The sequence below is a fragment of the Mesorhizobium sp. M6A.T.Ce.TU.016.01.1.1 genome, from assembly GCF_003997065.1.
In the GTDB taxonomy this organism is placed as follows: Bacteria; Pseudomonadota; Alphaproteobacteria; order Rhizobiales; family Rhizobiaceae; genus Mesorhizobium; species Mesorhizobium mediterraneum.
This window is the reverse complement of record NZ_RZTJ01000016.1, coordinates 89,126-109,447: the sequence shown is the minus strand read 5'-3', so window position 1 is coordinate 109,447 and position 20,322 is coordinate 89,126. Positions and strand designations below refer to the sequence as shown.

Sequence of the window (20,322 nt, the reverse complement as noted above, 5' to 3'; positions counted from 1 at the left end):
CAGAGAAAAAATGTCCCGTCGTCACAGTGCAGAAAAGCGTGAGATCAACCCGGACCCGAAGTTCGGTGATCTGATCGTCACCAAGTTCATGAATGCCGTCATGTATGACGGCAAGAAGTCGGTTGCCGAGACCATCGTCTACGGTGCGCTCGACCAGGTCCAGTCCAAGACCAAGCAGGAGCCGGTCACCGTCTTCCATCAGGCGCTCGACAACGTCGCGCCGCATGTGGAAGTGCGTTCGCGCCGCGTCGGTGGTGCCACCTACCAGGTTCCGGTCGACGTGCGCCCCGAGCGCCGTCAGGCGCTGGCCATCCGCTGGCTGATCGCTGCGGCCCGCAACCGCAACGAGACCACTATGGTCGACCGCCTCTCCGGCGAGCTGATGGACGCGGCCAACAACCGCGGCACCGCCGTGAAGAAGCGTGAAGACACCCACAAAATGGCAGAAGCCAACCGCGCCTTCGCGCACTACCGCTGGTAAAGCGCGAACGAGACTGAAGAGGCACCTCCCATGGCCCGCGAATATAAGATCGAAGACTACCGCAATTTCGGTATCATGGCGCATATCGACGCCGGCAAGACGACGACCACCGAGCGCGTCCTCTACTACACGGGCAAGTCGCACAAGATCGGCGAAGTCCATGACGGCGCTGCCACCATGGATTGGATGGAGCAGGAGCAGGAGCGCGGCATCACCATCACGTCCGCCGCGACCACGACCTTCTGGAAGGCTCGTGACGGCAAGATGCATCGCTTCAACATCATCGACACCCCCGGCCACGTCGACTTCACCATCGAGGTCGAGCGTTCGCTGCGTGTGCTCGACGGCGCCATCGCGCTGCTCGACGCCAATGCCGGTGTCGAGCCGCAGACGGAGACCGTCTGGCGCCAGGCCGACAAGTACCGCGTGCCGCGCATGATCTTCTGCAACAAGATGGACAAGATCGGCGCCGATTTTTACCGTTCGGTCGAGATGATCGGCTCGCGCCTCGGCGCGCATGCCGTCGTCATGCAGCTGCCGATCGGTGCCGAGACCGAATTCAAGGGTGTCGTAGACCTCGTCGAGATGAACGCGCTGGTCTGGCGTGACGAAACGCTGGGCGCTGCCTGGGACGTCGTCGAGATCCCGGATGACCTCAAGGCTCGTGCGGAAGAATACCGCGAGAAGATGATCGAGGCTGCCGTCGAAATGGACGAGACGGCGCTTGAGAATTACCTCGAAGGCAAGATGCCGAGCAATGACGAGATCCGCGCGCTGATCCGCAAGGGCACCATCGCGGTGAAGTTCTATCCGATGTTCTGTGGCTCGGCCTTCAAGAACAAAGGCGTGCAGCCGCTGCTCGATGCCGTCGTCGAATATCTGCCGTCGCCGGCCGATGTTCCGGCCATCAAGGGCGTCGATGCCAAGACCGATGCCGAGATCGAGCGTCATGCCGACGACAACGAGCCGCTGTCGATGCTCGCCTTCAAGATCATGAACGACCCGTTCGTCGGTTCGCTCACCTTTGCCCGTATCTATTCGGGCAAGCTCACCAAGGGCATCTCGGTTGACAACACGGTCAAGGGCAAGAAAGAGCGCATCGGCCGCATGCTGCAGATGCATGCGAACTCGCGCGCCGACGTCGAAGAGGCTTTCGCCGGCGACATCGTCGCACTGGCCGGCCTCAAGGACACGACCACCGGCGACACGCTCAGTGACCCGCTGCATCCGGTCATCCTCGAGCGCATGGAATTCCCTGATCCGGTCATCCAGATCGCCATTGAGCCGAAGACCAAGAACGACCAGGAAAAGATGGGCCTCGCCCTTCACCGCCTAGCCGCCGAGGATCCGTCCTTCCGCGTCAAGACCGACGAGGAAAGCGGCCAGACGATCATTTCCGGCATGGGCGAGCTTCACCTCGACATTATCGTCGACCGCATGCGTCGCGAGTTCAAGGTCGAGGCCAATGTCGGCGCGCCGCAGGTAGCCTATCGCGAGACGATTACCCGCAGCCAAGAACAGGACTACACGCATAAGAAGCAGACCGGCGGTACCGGTCAGTTCGCCCGCGTCAAGATCCTTTTCGAGCCGAATCCGGAAAGCAGCGAATTCCAGTTCGAAACTAAGATCGTCGGCGGCGCTGTGCCGAAGGAATACATCCCCGGTGTCGAAAAGGGCATCAACAGCGTCATGACCTCGGGTCCGTTCGCCGGCTTCCCGATGATCGGCGTCAAGGCGACGCTGATCGACGGTGCTTACCACGACGTCGACTCCAGCGTTCTGGCCTTCGAAATCGCTGGCCGTGCCTGCTTCCGTGAAGCGGCGCCCAGGCTTGGCGTGCAGTTGCTCGAGCCGATCATGAAGGTCGAAGTGGTGACTCCGGAAGATTATGTCGGCAGCGTCATCGGCGATTTGAACGGCCGTCGCGGCCAGATCCAGGGCCAGGAAGCCCGTGGCGTGGCGGTGGTTATCAACGCGATGGTGCCGCTCGCCAACATGTTCAAATACGTCGACAATTTGCGCTCGATGAGCCAGGGCCGCGCGGCCTACACGATGCAGTTCGATCACTACGAGCCGGTGCCGACCGCGGTCGCTCAGGAAGTCCAGAAGAAATACGCGTAACCCGGGCGGGTTGCAGCGCTAACTTAATTCAAAGCCCGCACGGGCGAGCAGGAATGGAGACATCACATGGCAAAAGGTAAATTCGAGCGTACAAAGCCTCATGTGAACATTGGCACGATTGGCCACGTCGATCATGGCAAGACGTCGTTGACGGCGGCGATCACCAAGTATTTTGGCGAATACAAGCGCTACGACCAGATTGATGCGGCGCCTGAGGAGAAGGCGCGCGGCATCACCATCTCGACGGCGCATGTCGAATACGAGACGGCTGCCCGCCACTACGCCCATGTCGACTGCCCCGGCCACGCCGACTATGTGAAGAACATGATCACCGGCGCTGCGCAGATGGACGGCGCGATCCTGGTTGTGTCGGCCGCTGACGGCCCGATGCCGCAGACCCGCGAGCACATCCTGCTGGCCCGTCAGGTCGGCGTGCCGTCGATCGTGGTGTTTTTGAACAAGGTCGACCAGGTCGACGACGCCGAGCTGCTCGAGCTGGTCGAGCTCGAGGTGCGTGAGCTGTTGACCAAGAACGAGTTCCCCGGCGACGACATTCCGATCGTCAAGGGTTCAGCACTTGCGGCTTTGGAAGATTCCGACAAGAAGATCGGCGAGGACGCGATCCGCGAATTGATGGCTGCGGTCGACGCCTACATCCCGACGCCGGTTCGTCCGCTCGACAAGCCGTTCCTGATGCCGATCGAGGACGTGTTCTCGATCTCGGGCCGCGGCACGGTTGTGACCGGTCGCGTCGAGCGCGGCGTGGTCAAGGTCGGCGAGGAGCTGGAGATCATCGGCATCCGTCCGACGACCAAGACGACCTGCACCGGCGTCGAGATGTTCCGCAAGCTGCTCGACCAGGGCCAGGCCGGCGACAACATCGGCGCGCTGCTGCGCGGTGTCGATCGTGAAGGTGTCGAGCGCGGCCAGGTTCTGGCCAAGCCCGGCACGGTCAAGCCGCACAAGAAGTTCGTGGCCGAAGCCTACATCCTGACCAAGGACGAAGGTGGCCGTCACACGCCGTTCTTCACCAACTACCGTCCGCAGTTCTATTTCCGCACGACCGACGTGACCGGCATCGTGTCGCTGCCGGAAGGCACCGAGATGGTGATGCCGGGCGACAACATCACGGTCGATGTCGAGCTGATCGTGCCGATCGCCATGGAAGAGAAGCTGCGCTTCGCCATCCGTGAAGGCGGCCGCACCGTCGGTGCCGGCATCGTCGTCACCATCAAAGAGTAATTTGGACTTAAACCGATCTGTCGCGGGCGCTGCCCGCGCCGCGCCAGAACAAGGAAGTGACGCATGAACGGACAGAATATCCGCATCCGCCTGAAGGCGTTTGATCACCGGGTGCTTGACGCCTCGACGCGGGAAATCGTGTCGACGGCCAAGCGCACCGGCGCCAACGTCCGCGGCCCCATTCCGCTGCCGACGCGGATCGAAAAGTTCACGGTCAACCGGTCGCCTCACGTCGACAAGAAGAGCCGCGAGCAGTTCGAGATGCGCACGCACAAGCGTCTGCTCGATATCGTTGACCCGACCCCGCAGACGGTCGACGCTTTGATGAAGCTCGATCTTGCCGCCGGTGTCGACGTCGAGATCAAGCTCTAAGGAACCAGAGGGGCGGGGCGACCCGGAACTCTGAAGGAACAAGAGGCGTGGAGGGGCGACAGCCCCGACAGGGAACTCTAAAGGAATTGAACCGATGCGTTCAGGTGTGATTGCAAAGAAGGTGGGAATGACCCGCATCTACAACGATGCCGGGGAACATGTTCCCGTCACTGTTCTCCAGATGGAGAACTGCCAGGTCGTGGCGCAGCGCACGCAGGAGAAGAACGGCTATACCGCCGTCCAGCTCGGCGTTGGCCTTGCCAAGGTGAAGAACACGTCGAAGGCGATGCGCGGCCATTTCGCGACCGCTTCCGTCGAGCCGAAGGCCAAGGTTGCCGAATTCCGTGTCTCCGCCGACAACATGATCGATGTCGGCGCGGAGATCACCGTCGATCATTTCGTCGCCGGCCAGAAGGTCGATGTGACGGGAACCACGATCGGCAAGGGTTTCCAGGGCGTTATCAAGCGGCACCACATGGGCGGTGGCCGCGCGACCCACGGCAACTCGGTCTCGCACCGTACGCACGGCTCGACCGGCCAGCGCCAGGATCCGGGCAAGGTGTTCAAGGGCAAGCATATGGCTGGCCACATGGGTGACACCCGCGTCACAACGCAGAATGTCGAGGTCGTCTCGACCGATGCCGATCGCGGTCTGATCCTGATCCGCGGCGCGGTTCCCGGTTCGAAGGGTGCCTGGATCCTGGTCCGCGACGCGGCCAAGGTTGCGCTGCCGGCCAATGCGCCGAAGCCCGCCGCAATCCGCGCCATTGCGACCAATGATGGCGCCAAGAACGATGCCCCGGCCACAGTAGATGCCCCGGCCACAGAGGGAGCGGAATAATGGACCTCAAGATCACAACGCTTGGCGGCAAGGACGCCGGCAAGGTGAAACTCTCCGAGGAGATTTTCGGCCTTGATCCGCGCGAGGACATTCTGCAGCGCGTCGTGCGCTGGCAGCTTGCCAAGAAGCAGCAGGGCACGCACAAGACCAAGGGTCGCGCCGAGATCGCTCGGACCGGCGCCAAGATGTACAAGCAGAAGGGTACGGGCCGCGCCCGCCACCATTCGGCACGCGCTCCGCAGTTCCGCGGCGGCGGCAAGGCCCACGGTCCGGTCGTCCGCAGCCACGAGCACGATTTGCCGAAGAAGGTGCGTGCGCTGGGCCTCAAGCATGCTCTTTCGGCCAAGGCCAAGAGCGCATCGCTCATCATTATCGACGAGTTGATGATGACTGAGGCCAAGACCAAGGCGCTGATCGCGAATTTCGCGACGCTGGGCCTGTCCAACGCCCTGCTGATCGGCGGCGCCGAGCTCGATAAGAACTTCAAGCTGGCGGCGACGAACATCCCGAACATCGACGTGCTGCCCATCCAGGGCATCAACGTCTACGACATTCTGCGCCGCGGCACGCTGGTCCTCTCGAAGGCCGCCGTCGAGGCTCTCGAGGAGCGCTTCAAATGACCGACCTTCGTCACTACGACGTGATCGTCTCGCCGGCGATCACCGAAAAGTCGACCATGGCTTCCGAGCAGAACCAGGTCGTCTTCAACGTCGCCAAGAAGGCGTCGAAGCCGGAAATCAAGGCCGCCGTCGAAGCGCTGTTCGGCGTCAAGGTGATGGCCGTGAACACGCTTGTCCGCAAGGGCAAGATCAAGCGCTTCCGCGGCACGATCGGCCGCCAGAGCGACGTCAAGAAGGCGATTGTGACGCTGGCCGACGGCCAGTCGATCGACGTCGCGACGGGTCTCTGAGCAAGACCGCGAGGACAACAAACATGGCACTGAAAAAATTCAACCCGATAACGCCGAGCACCCGCCAGCTGGTCATCGTCGATCGCTCGGGCCTCTACAAGGGCAAGCCCGTCAAGGGCCTGACCGAAGGCCTGACCAAGTCGGGCGGCCGCAACAATTACGGCCGCATCACGGCCCGCTTCATCGGCGGCGGTCACAAGCGCACGTACCGCATCATCGACTTCAAGCGCCGCAAGTTCGACGTTGTCGGCACGGTCGAGCGTATTGAATACGATCCGAACCGCAGCGCCTTCATCGCGCTGATCAAGTATGACGATGGCGAGCTGTCCTACATCATCGCTCCGCAGCGCCTTGCTGCCGGCGACAAGATCGTGGCTGGCGAAGCGGTCGACGTGAAGCCGGGCAATGCGATGCCGCTGGCCTCGATGCCGGTCGGCACGATCGTCCACAACATCGAGCTGAAGCCGGGCAAGGGCGCCCAGGTTGCCCGTTCGGCTGGCGGCTATGCCCAGCTCGTCGGCCGTGACCAGGGCATGGCGATCCTGCGCTTGAACTCAGGCGAGCAGCGTGTCGTCCACGGTTCGTGCATGGCCACTGTCGGCGCCGTATCCAACCCGGACCACGGCAACATCAATGACGGCAAGGCAGGCCGCACGGTGTGGCGGGGAAAACGTCCGCACAACCGCGGCGTGACCATGAACCCGGTCGACCATCCGCATGGCGGCGGCGAAGGCCGCACCTCGGGTGGCCGCCATCCGGTTTCGCCTTGGGGCAAGCCGACCAAGGGCAAGAAGACGCGGTCCAATAAGGCGACCGACAAGTTCATCCTGCGCTCGCGCCATCAGCGCAAGAGCTAAGAAGAGGTAACGCCAAGTGACTCGTTCGATTTGGAAAGGCCCCTTCATTGACGGCTACCTTCTCAAGAAGGTGGACAAGGTTCGTGAAGGTGGTCGCAATGAGGTGATCAAGATGTGGAGCCGTCGCTCCACCATCCTGCCGCAGTTCGTCGGCTTCACCTTCGGTGTCTACAACGGCCAGAAGCACGTTCCCGTTTCGGTGAACGAGGACATGGTCGGCCACAAGTTCGGTGAATTCGCTCCGACCCGGACCTATTACGGTCATGGCGCGGATAAGAAGGCGAAGAGGAAATAATCATGGGCAAGGCCAAAGCTCCGCGCAGGCTTGCTGACAACGAAGCGCGCGCCGTGTTGCGCACGATCCGTATCAGCCCGCAGAAGCTGAACCTCGTTGCCGCGCTGATCCGCGGCAAGAAGGTCGCGACAGCGCTTTCCGATCTCGAATTCTCGGCCAAGCGGATTTCCGGCACGGTCAAGAAGACGCTGGAATCGGCGATCGCCAACGCGGAAAACAACCACGACCTCGACGTCGATGCGCTGATCGTGGCGGAAGCCTATGTCGGCAAGTCGATCGTCATGAAGCGGTTCCATGCCCGTGGCCGTGGTCGCGCCAGCCGTATCGAGAAGCCGTTCTCGCACCTCACGATCGTCGTTCGTGAAGTCGAAGAAAAAGGGGAGGCCGCATAATGGGCCAGAAAGTCAATCCGATCGGTCTGCGTCTCGGCATCAACCGCACCTGGGATTCGCGCTGGTTCGCGAACACCGGCGAGTACGGCAAGCTGCTGCATGAGGACATCAAGATCCGCAAGTATCTTGAGAAGGAACTCAAGCAGGCTGCGATTTCGAAGGTCGTGATCGAGCGTCCGCACAAGAAGTGCCGCGTCACCATCCATGCGGCGCGTCCGGGCCTGATCATCGGCAAGAAGGGCGCCGACATCGAAAAGCTTCGCAAGAAGCTGATGGAGATGACGAAGTCCGAGACGCATTTGAACATCGTCGAAGTGCGCAAGCCCGAGATTGACGCGACGCTGGTCGCCCAGTCGATCGCCCAGCAGCTCGAGCGCCGCATCGCGTTCCGCCGCGCCATGAAGCGCGCCGTGCAGTCTGCGATGCGCCTCGGTGCCGAAGGCATCCGCATCAACTGCGCCGGCCGTCTCGGCGGTGCCGAGATCGCGCGCATGGAATGGTACCGCGAAGGTCGCGTGCCGCTGCATACGCTGCGCGCCGATGTCGACTACGGCACGGCCGAAGCGCACACCGCTTACGGCATCTGCGGCGTCAAGGTCTGGGTGTTCAAGGGCGAAATCCTCGAGCACGACCCGATGGCTTCGGAGCGCCGTGCGACCGAGGGCGATCATGCGCATGGCGGTGGTGGTGAGCGCGAACGCGGTCGCCGTCGCGAAAACGCCTGAGACAGTTGAGAATTTGGAGTTAGAACGATGCTGCAGCCAAAGCGCACAAAGTTCCGCAAGCAGTTCAAGGGTCGTATCCACGGTGCCGCCAAGGGTGGCACCAATCTGGATTTCGGCGGTTTCGGGCTGAAGGCGCTTGAGCCGAACCGCGTCACCGCGCGTGAGATCGAGGCGGCCCGCCGCGCGATCACCCGCGAGATGAAGCGCGCCGGCCGCGTCTGGATCCGTATCTTCCCGGACGTGCCGGTGACGTCGAAGCCGACCGAAGTCCGCATGGGCAAGGGCAAGGGCGCGGTCGATTACTGGGCGGCGCGCGTCAAGCCCGGCCGCATCATGTTCGAGATCGACGGCGTCAATGAGGAAACCGCCCGTGAGGCGCTGCGTCTCGGCGCGGCCAAGCTCTCGGTCAGGACGCGCTTCGTACAGCGCATCGCAGAATAAGGACGGGCTGATCATGAAAGCCGAAGACATCCGGACCAAGACCCAGGACCAGCTGACCGACGACCTGGCCAGCCTGAAGAAGGAGCAGTTCAACCTGCGCTTCCAGAAGGCCACCGGCCAGCTCGAGAAGACCGCGCGCGTGAGGCAGGTCCGTAAGGACATTGCGCGTATCAAGACCATCGCTGCGGAAAAGTCCGCGGCTAAGAAGGCTTAAGGACGAAAACCATGCCAAAGCGCATTCTGCAGGGCACCGTCGTCAGCGACAAAAACGAGAAGACGGTTGTCGTCAAGGTCGAACGGCGCTTCACGCATCCCGTGATGAAGAAGACCGTGCGCATGACCAAGAAGTACAAGGCGCACGACGAGAACAACGCCCACAAGGTCGGCGATCAGGTGTTCATCCAGGAATCGAAGCCGATTTCTAAGGACAAGCGCTGGACCGTAGTGTCTTCGGACCAGGCGTAAACAACGAATTTTGGACAGACCGGGGAGGGGCTTTGAGCCCATCCCGTTAGAAGAGAAGAAGGCGGCCAGTCATGATTCAGATGCAAACAAACCTCGACGTCGCGGATAATTCCGGCGCCCGTCGTGTCATGTGCATCAAGGTGCTGGGCGGCTCGAAGCGGAAATACGCCTCCGTGGGCGACATCATCGTGGTGTCGATCAAGGAAGCCATCCCGCGCGGCCGCGTCAAGAAGGGCGATGTGATGAAGGCGGTCGTGGTTCGCACGGCCAAGGACATCCGCCGCCCGGACGGCAGCGTGATCCGTTTCGACAAGAACGCGGCCGTTCTCGTCGACAACAAGAAAGAGCCGATCGGCACGCGTATCTTCGGACCGGTTCCGCGCGAACTCCGCGCCAAGAACCACATGAAGATCATCTCGCTCGCGCCTGAAGTGCTGTAAGGAGCCGGACCAATGCAGAAGATTAGAAAAGGCGACAAAGTCGTCGTGCTGGCCGGCAAGGACAAGGGCCGTTCGGGCGAAGTCCTCTCGGTACAGCCGAAGGAAGACACCGCGCTGGTGCGCGGCGTCAACATGATCCGTCGTCACCAGAAGCAGTCCCAGTCCCAAGAGGGCGGGATCATCACCAAGGAAGCGCCGATCCAGCTGTCGAACATCGCGCTGGCCGACCCCAAGGATGGCAAGCCGACCCGCGTCGGTTTCATCTTCCAGAAGGACGGCAAGAAGGTGCGCGTCGCCAAGCGCTCGGGAGAAGTCATCAATGGCTAAGTCTCAAACCAAGCAGGCGACTGCCCAGAATACGCCGCGCCTCAAGCAGGTCTACAACGAGACCATTCGCAAGGCGCTGCAGGAGCAGTTCGGCTACGAGAACGAGATGCAGGTTCCGCGCATCGATAAGATCGTGCTGAACATGGGCGTCGGCGAAGCCACCGGCGATTCGAAGAAGCCTTCGATCGCGGCCGAAGATCTTGCGATGATCGCCGGCCAGAAGGCCGTCGTCACCCACGCCCGCAATTCGATCGCCGGCTTCAAGGTCCGCGAAAAGATGCCGATCGGCGCCAAGGTCACGCTGCGCAAGGAACGCATGTACGAGTTCCTCGACCGCCTCGTGAACATCGCGCTGCCGCGCGTCCGCGACTTCCGCGGGCTCAATCCGAAGAGCTTCGATGGCCGTGGCAACTATGCCATGGGCATCAAGGAACACATCGTGTTCCCGGAGATCAACTACGACAAGGTTGATCAGATCTGGGGCATGGACGTCATCGTTTGTACGACTGCGAAGACGGACGACGAAGCCAGGGCATTGCTCAAGGCCTTCAACTTCCCCTTCCGCCAGTAACGGCAGCGAGAAAAGGAAAAATCTGAAATGGCAAAGACCAGCTCAGTCGAGAAGAACAACAGGCGCCGCAAGCTTGTGGACCAGTACGCTGCCAAGCGTAAGGCCCTCAAGGCGATCATCATGGATCAGTCCAAGCCGATGGAAGAGCGCTTCCGCGCTCAGCTGAAGCTTGCGGCACTGCCGCGCAACTCGGCCAAGATCCGCATCCGCAACCGCTGCGAAGTCACCGGACGTCCGCGTGCCTACTATCGCAAGCTCAAAGTATCGCGCATCGCGCTTCGGGATCTCGGCAATAACGGCCAGATCCCGGGCCTGGTCAAGTCGAGCTGGTAAGGAGGACATAACATGTCATTGAGCGATCCTCTCGGCGATATGCTGACCCGCATCCGCAACGCCTATGGCCGCAAGAAGTCGAGCGTTTCGACGCCGGCCTCGCGCCTGCGCACCCGCGTCCTCGACGTGCTGAAGGCGGAAGGCTATATCCGCGACTACAGCCAGACCGACTTCGACAACGGCAAGTCCGAAATCGAGATCGAGCTGAAGTATTTCGACGGTGCGCCGGTTGTGCGCGAAATCGCCCGCGTCTCGAAGCCGGGTCGTCGCGTCTATGTTTCGGCGAAGTCGATCCCGCACGTCGCCAACGGCCTCGGCATCGCCATCCTTTCGACGCCGAAGGGCGTGATGGCCGACCACGAAGCGCGTGAACAGAATGTCGGCGGGGAAATCCTCTGCCAGATCTTCTGATCTGGCAGCGAGATCCCGAAAAGTGGTTACCGGTTTTCGGGCAAGATCTCGCTCGAAAATAGAGACCTGAAACAAGAGAAGTGACGAGGACAACAAAATGTCTCGTATTGGAAAGAAACCCGTTTCGCTGCCGCAGGGCGTGACCGCGACCGTTGACGGCCAGACCGTCACGGCGAAGGGCCCCAAGGGTGAGCTGAAGTTCGTGGTGAACGACGAAGTGCGGGTCAAGATGGAAGGCAGCGAGATCGCTGTCCAGCCACGCGACCAGACCAAGACCGCCCGCTCCAAATGGGGCATGTCGCGCACGCAGATCGTCAACATCCTGCAGGGCGTCAAGGACGGTTTTGAAAAGAAGCTCGAGATCACCGGCGTCGGCTATCGCGCCGCCATGCAGGGCAAGAACCTGCAGCTGGCGCTCGGCTTCAGCCATGACGTCGTCTACGAAACGCCGCAGGACATCACGATCACCGTGCCGAAGCCGACGGAAATCACCGTGACCGGCATCGACAAGCAGAAGGTCGGTCAGGTTGCTGCCGAGATCCGCGAATATCGCGGTCCCGAGCCGTACAAGGGCAAGGGCGTTCGTTACGCTGGCGAGAAGATCGTCCGCAAGGAAGGCAAGAAGAAGTAATTTCAACGCCGCGGGGAGCGGTCGCGGGAGGCTTGTCCTACCGCACAGGGTTGCCCCCGTTTTTTTGAAGGCAAGGAACTGATATCATGGGCTCGAAAGAATCCACCCAACGCCGCGCTCAGCGCGTCCGCCGCCAGATCAAGAAGGTCGCGGGCGAGCGTCCGCGCCTGTCGGTCCACCGCACGTCGAAGAACATCTACGTCCAGGTCATCGACGACGCCAAGGGCCACACCATTGCTGCCGCCTCGACGCTGGAGAAGGACCTCAAGGGTTCGCTCAAGACCGGTGCCGACACTGCCGCCGCTGTGGCAATCGGCAAGTTGATTGCCGAGCGCGCTTCGAAGGCCGGCGTCAAGGAAGTCGTGTTCGACCGCGGACCGTACATCTATCACGGCCGCGTCAAGGCGCTGGCCGAGGCTGCCCGTGAAGGCGGCTTGAGCTTCTAAAAAGTTTCGCCCCCGGCAACCCCACAGAGGGAACCGGATATCATCATCAACCGTGCTTCCGGAAAAAAACAAGGAACAGGATATGGCACAGGAACGTAGGGATGGCGGCCGCGGCCGTGATCGCGAAGAGCGCGACGACGGCATGGTGGACAAGCTCGTCCACATCAACCGCGTCGCCAAGGTCGTCAAGGGCGGCCGGCGCTTCGGTTTTGCAGCACTCGTCGTCGTCGGCGACCAGAAGGGCCGCGTTGGCTTCGGTCATGGCAAGGCGCGCGAAGTGCCTGAGGCGATCCGCAAGGCGACCGAATCGGCCAAGCGCGACATGATCTTCGTGCCGCTGCGCTCGGGCCGTACGCTGCACCACGACGTCGAGGGACGCTGGGGTGCCGGACGCGTGCTGCTGCGCGCTGCCAAGCAGGGTACCGGCATCATCGCCGGCGGTCCGATGCGCGCCGTATTCGAGACGCTCGGCATGCATGACGTGGTTGCCAAGTCGATGGGTTCGTCGAACCCGTACAACATGGTTCGGGCCACCTTCGACGCGCTGAAGAGCCAGATGCATCCCAAGGATGTGGCTGCCGCGCGCGGCATCAAGTATTCGACCCTTCAGGCCCGCCGCGGCACCGCCGTTGCGGCCGAAGAATAGTCGATCTGACCAGGGATTTTGACCATGGCCAAGAAAGCAACCAAGACCATCACCGTCGAGCAGATCGGTTCGCCGATCCGCCGGCCGAAGGAGCAGCGCGCGACGCTGGTCGGCCTCGGCCTCAACAAGATGCACAAGCAGCGCACGCTGGAGGACACTCCCTCCGTGCGCGGCATGATCGCTGCCGTCCAGCATCTCGTCCGCGTCGTGGACGAGGGCTGAGCCAGAGCGCAGGAGAACTCAGATGAAACTCAACGATCTGCGTGACAAGGACGGCGCGACGCATTCCAAGAAGCGTCTCGGCCGCGGCATCGGGTCCGGCTCGGGCAAGACCGCCGGTCGCGGCGTCAAGGGCCAGAAGGCGCGCTCCGGCGTCGCCATCAACGGCTTCGAGGGCGGCCAGATGCCGCTCTACCGGCGTCTGCCGAAGCGTGGCTTCAACAACATCTTCGCCAAGAGCTTCACTGTTGTGTCGCTGGCCCGCATCCAGGCCGCGCTCGACGCCAAGAAGCTCGACGCCAAGACGACTGTGACGGCCGAAGCGCTGGTCGCTGCCGGCGTCATTCGCCGCGTCAAGGACGGCGTGCGCATCCTCTCCGACGGCGACATCAAGTCGAAACTCGCCTTCGACGTGGCCGGCGCCTCCAAGGCTGCCATCGAGAAGATCGAAAAGGCCGGCGGTTCGGTGAAGCTGCCGGAAAAGGCAGCCGCCGAGTAACGTCGATTTGAAGCGCGATCGGCAAGAGTGGGATACGTTTCGCTTTTGATTGCGCTTTGATCCGACCAATATGGCGGCCGCGTCAACGCGGCCGCTTGCATGTTTGCAGTCCGGAGCTTATCTCGTGAGCTTCGGTGACACGCGCCGCCTGAGTTGCGGGCCATCGAGCGTGACCAAGCGGAGAATCAGGCATGGCTTCGGCTGCTGAACAACTAGCCTCGAATCTGAATTTCTCGGCCTTCGCCAAGGCGGAGGATCTGAAGAAGCGCATCTGGTTCACCATCGGTGCGCTGCTCGTCTACCGCCTCGGCACCTATATCCCGCTGCCCGGCATCAATCCCGACGCTTTCGCCCAGGCCTTCTCGTCGCAGAGCAAGGGCGTGCTCGGCATGTTCAACATGTTCGCCGGCGGCGCCGTGGAGCGCATGGCGATCTTTGCCCTCGGCATCATGCCCTATATCTCCGCTTCCATCATCATGCAGCTGATGACCTCCGTCATCCCGTCGCTGGAAGCGCTGAAGAAGGAAGGCGAGCAGGGCCGCAAGGTCATCAACCAGTACACGCGCTACGGCACCGTGCTTTTGGCGCTGGTCCAGGCCTATGGCATTTCGGTCGGACTGGAAGGCGGCAACGGCATCGTCAGCGATCCAGGCATGTTCTTCCGCGTCTCGACGGTCATCACGCTGGTCGGCGGCACCATGTTCCTGATGTGGCTCGGCGAGCAGATCACCGCCCGCGGCATCGGCAACGGCATTTCGCTGATCATCTTTTCCGGCATCGTCGCCGGCCTGCCGCAAGCCATCTCCGGTACGCTGGAACTTGGCCGCACCGGCGCGCTGTCGACCGGCCTGATCCTGGCGATCATCGTTCTCGCCGTCGTCGTCATCGCGCTGATCGTGTTCTTCGAGCGCGCCCAGCGGCGCTTGCTGATCCAGTATCCGAAGCGCCAGGTCGGCAACCGCATGTTCCAGGGCGACACCTCGCACCTGCCGCTCAAGCTCAACACGGCCGGCGTCATTCCGCCGATCTTCGCCTCTTCGCTGCTGTTGCTGCCGGCGACGGTCGCAGGCTTCTCGCAGACCACCAACATGCCAGCCTGGGCCAGCACCGTCCTGGCGGCGCTTGGCCATGGCCAGCCGCTCTACATGGCGTTCTACGCCGCGATGATCGTGTTTTTCGCCTTCTTCTACACGGCGATCGTCTTCAACCCGAAGGACACCGCCGACCAGCTCAAGAAGCATTCGGGTTTCATTCCGGGCTACCGTCCAGGCGAGCGCACGGCCGATTACATCGACTATGTTCTCACCCGCATCACCGTCGTCGGCGCCATCTATCTGGTGCTGGTGTGTCTGTTGCCCGAGTTCCTGATTTCAGCGACTGGCGTACCATTCTACCTCGGTGGCACATCGCTTCTGATCGTGGTCAGTGTAACGCTCGATACGGTGGCGCAGATTCAGGGTCACCTGATCGCGCACCAGTATGAGGGCCTGATCAAGAAGTCGAAGCTGCGCGGGGGGAAAAAGGCCAGATGAGGTTGATATTGCTTGGACCGCCAGGGGCGGGCAAGGGGACGCAAGCACAAAGACTGGTAGAAAAATACGGCATACCCCAACTCTCCACGGGCGATATGCTGCGCGCTGCTGTCCAGGCCGGCACCGAAGTCGGCAAGCGCGCCAAGGCGGTGATGGACGCTGGCGAACTGGTTTCCGACGCCATCGTCAACGCCATCGTGGCCGAGCGTATCGATCAGGCCGATTGCGCCGGGGGATTCATCCTTGACGGATACCCGCGGACCTTGGTGCAAGCGGACGCGGTTGAATCGATGCTCTCGGATCGCGGCCTCACGCTCGACGCTGTCATCGAACTTGTCGTCGACGACAAGGCACTGGTTGGTCGAATCGGCAAGCGCGCCGAACAGGCCAAGGCCGCGGGCCTGCCGGTACGCAAAGACGACAATCCGGCGGTGTTCGAAGAGCGCCTGAGGGAGTACTACAAGAAAACGTCGCCGCTGATCGGCTACTACTATGCCAAGGGCAAGCTGAGAGGTGTCGACGGCATGGCCGACATCGATGCGGTGACGCAACAGATCGAAGTGGTGCTCGCGGCTGCGACCCAAGGGACGGCAAACGGAAAATAAACGATTACGCTTGACTGGAGCGGTGCGCTGGGGTATGGCGGCCCGTCTTCCTATCAGGCATGAGGCTTGCTTGCCCGCAAGGGCAAGGCAGCCGCTTTGAACTGGAAACTCCCGCATGGGCCGGCCTCCACCGGACGCGGGGCAACTTTGATAGCGCCGGCTTGTCCGGCCCACATGGAGAAGAGAAGAACATGGCTCGTATAGCCGGCGTTAACATTCCGACCAACAAGCGCGTCGTCATCGCGCTTCAGTACATTCACGGCATTGGCAAGAACTTCGCCCAGGAGATCGTCGACAAGGTCGGCATCCCGGCCGAGCGCCGCGTCAACCAGCTGACCGACGCGGAAGTGCTGCAGATCCGCGAGACGATCGACCGCGACTATCAGGTCGAGGGCGACCTGCGCCGCGAAGTGTCGATGAACATCAAGCGGCTCATGGACCTCGGCTGCTACCGCGGCCTGCGTCATCGCCGCTCGCTGCCGGTTCGCGGCCAGCGCACGCACACCAATGCGCGCACCCGCAAGGGCCCGGCCAAGTCGATCGCCGGCAAGAAGAAGTAATTTAGGGGAATAAGGGAGTAGGGCAGTAGGGCAGTATGTAAAGCGGCGCGGTTCGTTCGCGGCCAGACATACTCCCCTACGGCCCTATTCCCCTACTCCCTTAGCAAGGTGGAGCCGCTGGCATTACGGCGGTGTAGAGATCAACTGAAAGGACCATCATGGCCAAGGAAGCCACACGTGTTCGCCGTCGCGAACGCAAGAATATCTCGTCGGGCGTTGCCCACGTCAACTCGACCTTCAACAACACGATGATCACCATCACCGACGCGCAGGGCAATTCGATTGCCTGGTCGTCGGCGGGAGCCCAGGGCTTCAAGGGGTCTCGCAAGTCGACGCCGTTCGCTGCCCAGATGGCTGCCGAAGACGTCGCCAAGAAGGCCCAGGAACACGGCATGCGCATGCTCGAGGTCGAGGTCTGCGGACCCGGCTCCGGTCGTGAATCGGCGCTGCGCGCGCTGCAGGCAGCCGGCTTCACCATCACCTCGATCCGTGATGTGACGCCGATCCCGCACAATGGCTGCCGCCCGCGCAAGAAGCGCCGCGTCTAAAGCATGTCGCCCAAAGTGCGCAGCGGTTTTGGGGCAACGACATGCATAAAAACAGAGACCTAAAGCGCGACGCGCTTTAGGAAATTACCGAACGCCGCGCGAACGCCCAGTTGCGTTCCTCCACGGCATTCCAGGTCGCCCGCCACGATTGGATGGTGGCGGGTCAACGGAAGGAAAGTATTATGATCCAGAAAAATTGGCAGGAACTGATCAAGCCGAACAAGATCGAGTTTTCGTCGAAGAAGAAGACGCTGACCACGCTGGTCGCCGAGCCGCTCGAGCGCGGCTTTGGTCTTACCCTCGGCAATGCGCTGCGTCGCGTGCTTCTGTCTTCGTTGCGTGGCGCGGCTGTGACCGCCGTGCAGATCGACGGCGTTCTGCATGAATTCTCGTCCATCGCCGGCGTGCGCGAGGACGTGACCGACATCGTCTTGAACATCAAGGAAATCGCCATCCGCATGGAAGGCGACGGCCCCAAGCGCATGGTCGTGCGCAAGCAGGGACCGGGCGCCGTTCTCGCCGGCGACATCCAGACGGTCGGCGACGTCGAGATCCTCAACCCCGACCACGTCATCTGCACGCTGGACGAAGGCGCTGAAATCCGCATGGAGTTCACCGTCGATACCGGCAAGGGCTACGTTCCGGCCGACCGCAATCGCGCCGAAGACGCGCCGATCGGCCTCATCCCGGTCGACAGCCTCTACTCGCCGGTCAAGAAGGTTTCCTACAAGGTCGAGAACACCCGCGAGGGCCAGGTTCTCGACTATGACAAGCTGACCATGACGATCGACACCGACGGTTCGATCTCGGGCGAGGACGCGGTGGCTTTCGCCGCTCGCATCCTGCAGGATCAGCTTGGCCTGTTCGTCAATTTCGACGAGCCGCAGAAGGAAGTCGCCGCCGAGCAGGTGACCGAGCTTGCCTTCAACCCGGCGCTGCTCAAGAAGGTCGACGAGCTCGAGCTTTCGGTGCGTTCGGCCAACTGCCTGAAGAACGACAACATCGTCTATATCGGCGACCTGATCCAGAAGACCGAAGCCGAGATGCTGCGCACCCCGAACTTCGGCCGCAAGTCGCTGAACGAGATCAAGGAAGTCTTGGCGGCGATGGGCCTGCACCTCGGCATGGAAGTGCCGGATTGGCCGCCGGAAAACATCGAAGACCTCGCCAAGCGTTACGAAGATCAATATTGAGCATGATCCCGAAAAGTTGCAGACTTTTCGGGCAAGATCATGCGGCTAACCAACTGAGGCTGTGGCCTCTTGAACCCGGAATGAAGGAGAAGAGCCATGCGCCACGGATTTAAAGGCCGCCGGTTCGCCCGCAGCATAAGCCATCGCAAATCGATGTTTGCCAACCTTGCCGTATCGCTCATCGAGCATGAGCAGATCCTCACCACATTGCCGAAGGCGAAGGATCTGCGTCCGATCGTCGAGAAGCTGGTGACGCTCGGCAAGCGCGGTGATCTGCATGCCCGCCGTCAGGTGATTGCCCAGATCGGCAATGAAGGCGTCGTCAAGCGTCTGTTCGACACGATCGCGCCGCGCTACGCCACCCGCAACGGCGGTTATCTGCGCATCATGAAGGCGGGCTTCCGCCACGGTGACAATGCCGCCATGGCGGTCATCGAGTTCGTCGATCGCGACACCTCGGCCAAAGGCGCCGGCGACCGTGCCCGCATCGAGGCCGAAGGCACCGACGAGGAAGCCGCAGCTGCATAAGCTTCGGTTTCTCCTGAGTGAGTTTAAGGGGCCTGCGGGCCCCTTTTCGCATTCCGGAAGCGGCAAGGAGCATTTGCTGCGACTTCTTGGCTCAGCTCATGCCTTTCCGCCCAAAATAATCGGATTTCAGCGCCTTAGCCTTTCATTTTGCACAATCGTCGGGACAATGGCGCCCGACCCGGAGGATTCGGAATGCGCGTAAAACGGCTGTCCCTTGTTCTACTCTGCGCCTTGATGGCGCTGGCAGTCGTGCCGGCGGCCAGGCAGGCGCTGGCGCAGGACACCAAAGCCGATCCCGGCCTGTCCGATGTGCTGACCGACCTGCTGCGCGGCGCCGAAGGCGAAAATGCCACCTCCGGTCCAGACAAGCGCGTGCCGTTCGGCCGCGAGGAGGTGCAACTGTCCTTCGCTCCGCTGGTGAAGCAGACGGCGCCGGCCGTGGTCAATGTCTATGCCTCGCAAACGGCCAAGATGAGATCGCCCTTCGACGGCGATCCGTTCTTCGAAGAGTTCTTCGGCCGTTCGCAGCCGCGTGCGCAGTCCTCGCTCGGCTCCGGCGTGCTGGTCGATCCGACGGGCATAGTGGTGACCAATTTCCACGTCATCAAGGACGCCGATCAGGTCAAGGTCGCCACCGCGGACGGGCGTGAATTCCACAGCAAGGTGCTGCTCAAGGACGAGACGCTTGACCTCGCTGTGCTCAAGATCTCCGCCGACAAGCCATTTCCGGTCGTCGCCATCGGTGATTCCGACGCGCTCGAGGTTGGCGACCTGTTGCTGGCCATCGGCAATCCCTTCGGTGTCGGCCAGACCACAACCAGCGGCATTGTTTCGGCGCTTGCCCGCAGCCACATCGGCGTTTCCGATTCCAGTTTCTTCATCCAGACCGACGCCGCGATCAATCCCGGCAACTCCGGCGGCGCGCTGATCAACATGGGCGGCCAGCTGGTCGGCATCAACACGGCGATCTACAGCCGCAGCGGCGGCTCGATCGGCATCGGCTTTGCTATTCCTTCCAACATGGTTCGCGCTTTTGCCGATGCGGCCAAGGCCGGGCGCGACTTCTTCGAGCGGCCCTATATCGGCGCCGAATTCGAGCGCGTGACGCCGCAGATCGCCGAATCGCTCGGCATGGAGACCTCGACCGGCGCGCTGGTCTCGTCTGTCGAAGCAGCAGGGCCGGCGGCCACGGCGGGGCTCAAGGCCGGTGACGTCGTGTTGTCGCTCAACGGCACGCCGGTCGAGAGTATCGAGGCGCTGGATTACCGGATGGCGACGCTGTCGATCGGCACCAGTGCCAGCTTCGCCGTGCTGAGCAAAGGCCAGCAAGCGACGATGGACATCGCGCTGCAGCGCGCTCCGGAAGGTGCAAAACTTGCGGAAGTGACGCTGCGCGGCCGCAGCCCGTTTTCCGGTGCCAAGGTTGCTGAACTGTCGCCTCGGCTCGCTCAGCGGCTAGGCATGCGCACGGATGCCAAGGGCGTTACCGTGATCGACATCAATCGCGGTTCGCCCGCAGCCGGCTTCGGCTTCCAGCCGGGCGACATCGTTCGCGAGGTCAATGGCTTGACCATCGATACCGCAGCGACCCTGGAGCAGGCATCCATGCAGGAGACTCGCTGGTGGCGCTTTACCGTCGAGCGCGGCGGGCAGATACTGCGCCAGGTGTTGCGTTACTAAGCCCGAACTCG

At 62.0% G+C, this 20,322-nt stretch carries 31 protein-coding genes; all 31 read left to right on the top strand.

Annotated elements, in window-relative coordinates; genetic code table 11:
- The first annotated feature begins 10 nt into the window (after positions 1-10).
- The 31 genes from rpsG (at position 11) to EOC94_RS24575 (ending at position 20,311) form a co-directional block, all read left to right on the top strand.
- Positions 11-481, top strand: coding sequence for a 30S ribosomal protein S7 (gene rpsG, locus EOC94_RS24725; RefSeq protein WP_008875664.1), 471 nt, complete (start codon positions 11-13; stop codon positions 479-481).
- Positions 482-511: 30 nt separating this feature from the next.
- Entirely contained in the window at positions 512-2,602 is a 2,091-nt protein-coding gene (gene fusA / locus EOC94_RS24720) for an elongation factor G (RefSeq protein WP_095488822.1), read from the top strand.
- Between the two features lie 66 nt (positions 2,603-2,668).
- On the top strand, positions 2,669-3,844 hold the full coding sequence (tuf, locus tag EOC94_RS24715) for an elongation factor Tu (protein WP_127294065.1): 1,176 nt from the start codon (positions 2,669-2,671) through the stop codon (positions 3,842-3,844).
- Between the two features lie 63 nt (positions 3,845-3,907).
- Positions 3,908-4,216 (top strand): 30S ribosomal protein S10, encoded by a 309-nt coding sequence (gene rpsJ / locus EOC94_RS24710; RefSeq protein WP_006205468.1) that lies wholly within the window; start codon positions 3,908-3,910, stop codon positions 4,214-4,216.
- Positions 4,217-4,310: 94 nt separating this feature from the next.
- The gene (rplC, locus tag EOC94_RS24705) at positions 4,311-5,057 is read left to right on the top strand and encodes a 50S ribosomal protein L3 (RefSeq protein ID WP_095488565.1); all 747 of its coding nucleotides are present in this window, start codon (positions 4,311-4,313) and stop codon (positions 5,055-5,057) included.
- Positions 5,057-5,677, top strand: a complete 621-nt coding sequence (rplD, locus tag EOC94_RS24700; RefSeq protein WP_126106700.1) for a 50S ribosomal protein L4 — start codon at positions 5,057-5,059, stop codon at positions 5,675-5,677. The genes rplC and rplD overlap by 1 nt, the downstream gene beginning before the upstream one ends.
- Positions 5,674-5,967 (top strand): 50S ribosomal protein L23, encoded by a 294-nt coding sequence (locus EOC94_RS24695; protein WP_010909275.1) that lies wholly within the window; start codon positions 5,674-5,676, stop codon positions 5,965-5,967. Before rplD ends, EOC94_RS24695 begins: the two co-directional genes overlap by 4 nt.
- Positions 5,968-5,990: 23 nt before the next feature.
- On the top strand, positions 5,991-6,824 hold the full coding sequence (gene rplB, locus EOC94_RS24690) for a 50S ribosomal protein L2 (RefSeq protein ID WP_095488566.1): 834 nt from the start codon (positions 5,991-5,993) through the stop codon (positions 6,822-6,824).
- A gap of 16 nt (positions 6,825-6,840) precedes the next feature.
- Positions 6,841-7,119: a 30S ribosomal protein S19 gene (gene rpsS, locus EOC94_RS24685; RefSeq protein WP_006205463.1), complete on the top strand. Its 279-nt coding sequence runs from the start codon at positions 6,841-6,843 to the stop codon at positions 7,117-7,119.
- 2 nt (positions 7,120-7,121) lie between these two features.
- Entirely contained in the window at positions 7,122-7,511 is a 390-nt protein-coding gene (rplV, locus tag EOC94_RS24680; protein ID WP_006205462.1) for a 50S ribosomal protein L22, read from the top strand.
- Positions 7,511-8,236 carry a 30S ribosomal protein S3 gene (gene rpsC / locus EOC94_RS24675; RefSeq protein WP_095488567.1) on the top strand — a complete coding sequence of 242 codons (726 nt, stop codon included), beginning with the start codon at positions 7,511-7,513 and terminating at the stop codon, positions 8,234-8,236. The genes rplV and rpsC overlap by 1 nt, the downstream gene beginning before the upstream one ends.
- A gap of 27 nt (positions 8,237-8,263) precedes the next feature.
- Entirely contained in the window at positions 8,264-8,677 is a 414-nt protein-coding gene (gene rplP / locus EOC94_RS24670) for a 50S ribosomal protein L16 (RefSeq protein WP_023799290.1), read from the top strand.
- Positions 8,678-8,690: 13 nt separating this feature from the next.
- Positions 8,691-8,891 (top strand): 50S ribosomal protein L29, encoded by a 201-nt coding sequence (gene rpmC, locus EOC94_RS24665; RefSeq protein ID WP_006205459.1) that lies wholly within the window; start codon positions 8,691-8,693, stop codon positions 8,889-8,891.
- Between the two features lie 11 nt (positions 8,892-8,902).
- Entirely contained in the window at positions 8,903-9,142 is a 240-nt protein-coding gene (gene rpsQ, locus EOC94_RS24660; protein ID WP_023799288.1) for a 30S ribosomal protein S17, read from the top strand.
- 71 nt (positions 9,143-9,213) lie between these two features.
- On the top strand, positions 9,214-9,582 hold the full coding sequence (gene rplN / locus EOC94_RS24655) for a 50S ribosomal protein L14 (protein ID WP_006205457.1): 369 nt from the start codon (positions 9,214-9,216) through the stop codon (positions 9,580-9,582).
- A gap of 12 nt (positions 9,583-9,594) precedes the next feature.
- Entirely contained in the window at positions 9,595-9,909 is a 315-nt protein-coding gene (gene rplX / locus EOC94_RS24650) for a 50S ribosomal protein L24 (protein WP_013531428.1), read from the top strand.
- Positions 9,902-10,480 (top strand): 50S ribosomal protein L5, encoded by a 579-nt coding sequence (rplE, locus tag EOC94_RS24645; RefSeq protein WP_095488568.1) that lies wholly within the window; start codon positions 9,902-9,904, stop codon positions 10,478-10,480. The genes rplX and rplE overlap by 8 nt, the downstream gene beginning before the upstream one ends.
- 27 nt (positions 10,481-10,507) lie before the next feature.
- Entirely contained in the window at positions 10,508-10,813 is a 306-nt protein-coding gene (gene rpsN, locus EOC94_RS24640) for a 30S ribosomal protein S14 (RefSeq protein WP_029352223.1), read from the top strand.
- A gap of 12 nt (positions 10,814-10,825) precedes the next feature.
- On the top strand, positions 10,826-11,224 hold the full coding sequence (rpsH, locus tag EOC94_RS24635; protein ID WP_006205453.1) for a 30S ribosomal protein S8: 399 nt from the start codon (positions 10,826-10,828) through the stop codon (positions 11,222-11,224).
- A 97-nt stretch (positions 11,225-11,321) separates the two neighbouring features.
- Positions 11,322-11,855, top strand: coding sequence for a 50S ribosomal protein L6 (gene rplF / locus EOC94_RS24630; protein ID WP_127294063.1), 534 nt, complete (start codon positions 11,322-11,324; stop codon positions 11,853-11,855).
- An 86-nt stretch (positions 11,856-11,941) separates the two neighbouring features.
- Positions 11,942-12,301 (top strand): 50S ribosomal protein L18, encoded by a 360-nt coding sequence (gene rplR, locus EOC94_RS24625; RefSeq protein ID WP_029352225.1) that lies wholly within the window; start codon positions 11,942-11,944, stop codon positions 12,299-12,301.
- 82 nt (positions 12,302-12,383) lie between these two features.
- Entirely contained in the window at positions 12,384-12,947 is a 564-nt protein-coding gene (gene rpsE / locus EOC94_RS24620) for a 30S ribosomal protein S5 (protein ID WP_006333394.1), read from the top strand.
- 24 nt (positions 12,948-12,971) lie between these two features.
- On the top strand, positions 12,972-13,169 hold the full coding sequence (gene rpmD / locus EOC94_RS24615; protein WP_006205449.1) for a 50S ribosomal protein L30: 198 nt from the start codon (positions 12,972-12,974) through the stop codon (positions 13,167-13,169).
- A gap of 22 nt (positions 13,170-13,191) precedes the next feature.
- On the top strand, positions 13,192-13,665 hold the full coding sequence (gene rplO, locus EOC94_RS24610; RefSeq protein WP_095488569.1) for a 50S ribosomal protein L15: 474 nt from the start codon (positions 13,192-13,194) through the stop codon (positions 13,663-13,665).
- A gap of 191 nt (positions 13,666-13,856) precedes the next feature.
- Positions 13,857-15,197 (top strand): preprotein translocase subunit SecY, encoded by a 1,341-nt coding sequence (secY, locus tag EOC94_RS24605; RefSeq protein ID WP_095488570.1) that lies wholly within the window; start codon positions 13,857-13,859, stop codon positions 15,195-15,197.
- The gene (locus EOC94_RS24600; RefSeq protein ID WP_127294061.1) at positions 15,194-15,802 is read left to right on the top strand and encodes an adenylate kinase; all 609 of its coding nucleotides are present in this window, start codon (positions 15,194-15,196) and stop codon (positions 15,800-15,802) included. The genes secY and EOC94_RS24600 overlap by 4 nt, the downstream gene beginning before the upstream one ends.
- A gap of 191 nt (positions 15,803-15,993) precedes the next feature.
- Positions 15,994-16,362, top strand: a complete 369-nt coding sequence (gene rpsM, locus EOC94_RS24595; RefSeq protein ID WP_029352234.1) for a 30S ribosomal protein S13 — start codon at positions 15,994-15,996, stop codon at positions 16,360-16,362.
- 158 nt (positions 16,363-16,520) lie between these two features.
- Positions 16,521-16,910 (top strand): 30S ribosomal protein S11, encoded by a 390-nt coding sequence (gene rpsK / locus EOC94_RS24590; RefSeq protein ID WP_023799279.1) that lies wholly within the window; start codon positions 16,521-16,523, stop codon positions 16,908-16,910.
- A gap of 182 nt (positions 16,911-17,092) precedes the next feature.
- Positions 17,093-18,103 carry a DNA-directed RNA polymerase subunit alpha gene (locus tag EOC94_RS24585; RefSeq protein ID WP_023799278.1) on the top strand — a complete coding sequence of 337 codons (1,011 nt, stop codon included), beginning with the start codon at positions 17,093-17,095 and terminating at the stop codon, positions 18,101-18,103.
- Between the two features lie 96 nt (positions 18,104-18,199).
- The gene (gene rplQ, locus EOC94_RS24580; RefSeq protein ID WP_023799277.1) at positions 18,200-18,631 is read left to right on the top strand and encodes a 50S ribosomal protein L17; all 432 of its coding nucleotides are present in this window, start codon (positions 18,200-18,202) and stop codon (positions 18,629-18,631) included.
- Between the two features lie 192 nt (positions 18,632-18,823).
- Positions 18,824-20,311 carry a DegQ family serine endoprotease gene (locus EOC94_RS24575; RefSeq protein WP_127294059.1) on the top strand — a complete coding sequence of 496 codons (1,488 nt, stop codon included), beginning with the start codon at positions 18,824-18,826 and terminating at the stop codon, positions 20,309-20,311.
- Positions 20,312-20,322: the final 11 nt, after the last annotated feature.

Bases quoted from the DNA above. Each gene is read 5' to 3' on its own strand.
- rpsG (WP_008875664.1), top strand. From the start codon at position 11: ATGTCCCGTCGTCACAGTGCAGAAAAGCGTGAGATCAACCCGGACCCG.
- fusA (WP_095488822.1), top strand. From the start codon at position 512: ATGGCCCGCGAATATAAGATCGAAGACTACCGCAATTTCGGTATCATG.
- tuf (WP_127294065.1), top strand. From the start codon at position 2,669: ATGGCAAAAGGTAAATTCGAGCGTACAAAGCCTCATGTGAACATTGGC.
- rpsJ (WP_006205468.1), top strand. From the start codon at position 3,908: ATGAACGGACAGAATATCCGCATCCGCCTGAAGGCGTTTGATCACCGG.
- rplC (WP_095488565.1), top strand. From the start codon at position 4,311: ATGCGTTCAGGTGTGATTGCAAAGAAGGTGGGAATGACCCGCATCTAC.
- rplD (WP_126106700.1), top strand. From the start codon at position 5,057: ATGGACCTCAAGATCACAACGCTTGGCGGCAAGGACGCCGGCAAGGTG.
- EOC94_RS24695 (WP_010909275.1), top strand. From the start codon at position 5,674: ATGACCGACCTTCGTCACTACGACGTGATCGTCTCGCCGGCGATCACC.
- rplB (WP_095488566.1), top strand. From the start codon at position 5,991: ATGGCACTGAAAAAATTCAACCCGATAACGCCGAGCACCCGCCAGCTG.
- rplV (WP_006205462.1), top strand. From the start codon at position 7,122: ATGGGCAAGGCCAAAGCTCCGCGCAGGCTTGCTGACAACGAAGCGCGC.
- rpsC (WP_095488567.1), top strand. From the start codon at position 7,511: ATGGGCCAGAAAGTCAATCCGATCGGTCTGCGTCTCGGCATCAACCGC.
- rplP (WP_023799290.1), top strand. From the start codon at position 8,264: ATGCTGCAGCCAAAGCGCACAAAGTTCCGCAAGCAGTTCAAGGGTCGT.
- rpmC (WP_006205459.1), top strand. From the start codon at position 8,691: ATGAAAGCCGAAGACATCCGGACCAAGACCCAGGACCAGCTGACCGAC.
- rpsQ (WP_023799288.1), top strand. From the start codon at position 8,903: ATGCCAAAGCGCATTCTGCAGGGCACCGTCGTCAGCGACAAAAACGAG.
- rplN (WP_006205457.1), top strand. From the start codon at position 9,214: ATGATTCAGATGCAAACAAACCTCGACGTCGCGGATAATTCCGGCGCC.
- rplX (WP_013531428.1), top strand. From the start codon at position 9,595: ATGCAGAAGATTAGAAAAGGCGACAAAGTCGTCGTGCTGGCCGGCAAG.
- rplE (WP_095488568.1), top strand. From the start codon at position 9,902: ATGGCTAAGTCTCAAACCAAGCAGGCGACTGCCCAGAATACGCCGCGC.
- rpsN (WP_029352223.1), top strand. From the start codon at position 10,508: ATGGCAAAGACCAGCTCAGTCGAGAAGAACAACAGGCGCCGCAAGCTT.
- rpsH (WP_006205453.1), top strand. From the start codon at position 10,826: ATGTCATTGAGCGATCCTCTCGGCGATATGCTGACCCGCATCCGCAAC.
- rplF (WP_127294063.1), top strand. From the start codon at position 11,322: ATGTCTCGTATTGGAAAGAAACCCGTTTCGCTGCCGCAGGGCGTGACC.
- rplR (WP_029352225.1), top strand. From the start codon at position 11,942: ATGGGCTCGAAAGAATCCACCCAACGCCGCGCTCAGCGCGTCCGCCGC.
- rpsE (WP_006333394.1), top strand. From the start codon at position 12,384: ATGGCACAGGAACGTAGGGATGGCGGCCGCGGCCGTGATCGCGAAGAG.
- rpmD (WP_006205449.1), top strand. From the start codon at position 12,972: ATGGCCAAGAAAGCAACCAAGACCATCACCGTCGAGCAGATCGGTTCG.
- rplO (WP_095488569.1), top strand. From the start codon at position 13,192: ATGAAACTCAACGATCTGCGTGACAAGGACGGCGCGACGCATTCCAAG.
- secY (WP_095488570.1), top strand. From the start codon at position 13,857: ATGGCTTCGGCTGCTGAACAACTAGCCTCGAATCTGAATTTCTCGGCC.
- EOC94_RS24600 (WP_127294061.1), top strand. From the start codon at position 15,194: ATGAGGTTGATATTGCTTGGACCGCCAGGGGCGGGCAAGGGGACGCAA.
- rpsM (WP_029352234.1), top strand. From the start codon at position 15,994: ATGGCTCGTATAGCCGGCGTTAACATTCCGACCAACAAGCGCGTCGTC.
- rpsK (WP_023799279.1), top strand. From the start codon at position 16,521: ATGGCCAAGGAAGCCACACGTGTTCGCCGTCGCGAACGCAAGAATATC.
- EOC94_RS24585 (WP_023799278.1), top strand. From the start codon at position 17,093: ATGATCCAGAAAAATTGGCAGGAACTGATCAAGCCGAACAAGATCGAG.
- rplQ (WP_023799277.1), top strand. From the start codon at position 18,200: ATGCGCCACGGATTTAAAGGCCGCCGGTTCGCCCGCAGCATAAGCCAT.
- EOC94_RS24575 (WP_127294059.1), top strand. From the start codon at position 18,824: ATGCGCGTAAAACGGCTGTCCCTTGTTCTACTCTGCGCCTTGATGGCG.